General features: G+C 50.2%; 2 protein-coding genes. Both read right to left on the bottom strand.

From position 1 onward, the window contains the following. Positions 1 to 378, bottom strand: a 378-nt coding sequence (locus C5O24_RS13655; protein ID WP_161553925.1) for a DUF3987 domain-containing protein, incomplete at its 3' end; no start/stop codon positions are given. After that, entirely contained in the window at positions 359 to 676 is a 318-nt protein-coding gene (locus C5O24_RS13650) for a helix-turn-helix domain-containing protein (protein ID WP_160631494.1), read from the bottom strand. The genes C5O24_RS13650 and C5O24_RS13655, both read right to left, overlap by 20 nt. Positions 677 to 1,079 lie beyond the last annotated feature (403 nt).

Below are 1,079 nucleotides of genomic sequence, written 5' to 3'. Positions count from 1 at the left end.
AGCCTTGACATAAGCGCGTGTCGCCTTACCGTCCAACTCGGTGAACGGTCGGATGGCAAAATTCAGAGGATGCGACTTGCACGCTCCGGGTCTGCCCACAAGAGCCATGAACAGAATCGCGCTCTCATCCCACTTCCCTTTGAGCCGGGCGAAATGGGTGTTGCCGATGCCAAGACCGACAGCCACAAGCATAGCCCCGGCGAGATAATCCACCGGATAGCCGTAGCAGTCGTTGGCCTCACGTACAATCCTCTGCATCTTCATCGGCAACGCTCCTAACGGAAAATCTCCGCCGTTGACGCTAATGCCCATATCCACGGCTTTACCGAGTACAAGCATCGGGTCGATACCTTTTCTGTCAGATACGCTCTTTTCCATACTCATTAAGGACTTTGTTAACAGCCGACGTGCGGTAATATACTTTCGCGCCCACAAGCACGGCTTCAAGATATTTGCTCCTACGCCAGTTTCTAAGGGTGTTGGCGCATACACCAAGCATCCGCATCACCTCCAAACGGGGAATAAGCGGATCTGTGTCCGCCGCCTTCAACGTAGGCAGCAGTTCCTCCTTGGTCTTTGCTACTATATAGTCGGCAAATTCCTTGAGGTCGCACAGGGGGATGGCCAGTGTAAGCCCGGCCACTCCTTCCTGCAAAAGTTCGGATAAACCTGTCATGTTGATTTTATTCGCGTCGTCTGGGTTAAGACATTGACCGCACCGACAACAGTTAAATGCAGTCAAAGGCTGTTCAGCCTGACGCATCGGCAATCGTATTGAGGCGTTGGGGGCGACCGGTCTATTTTCCCCGTTGAGCCTCGTTACCACTATGCGTTTTCAGCGTTACAGCGGTGCAAAGAAAGCACAAATCTCGTGCACTTGCAAATGTATAACACTGATAGATAGTGGGTTAAATTCGTTTTGGTTCGTAACGAAATAAAACGAAGAAATTTGGGCTCAAGCCGAAAGTGCGGTGCATGAATTTTGGGAAAAGTGTTAAATTTGCGTCATGAAAACCAGTGATGCATTTTGGCAGTTTTTACCCGAAGGCTTAAACGAGCTGTTTGAGATGGTCAGGTTT

It is taken from the genome of Paramuribaculum intestinale, from assembly GCF_003024925.1.
GTDB lineage: Bacteria > Bacteroidota > Bacteroidia > Bacteroidales > Muribaculaceae > Paramuribaculum > Paramuribaculum intestinale.
Note: the sequence above shows the minus strand (reverse complement) of the source record. Positions and strands in the feature narration are given on the sequence as shown.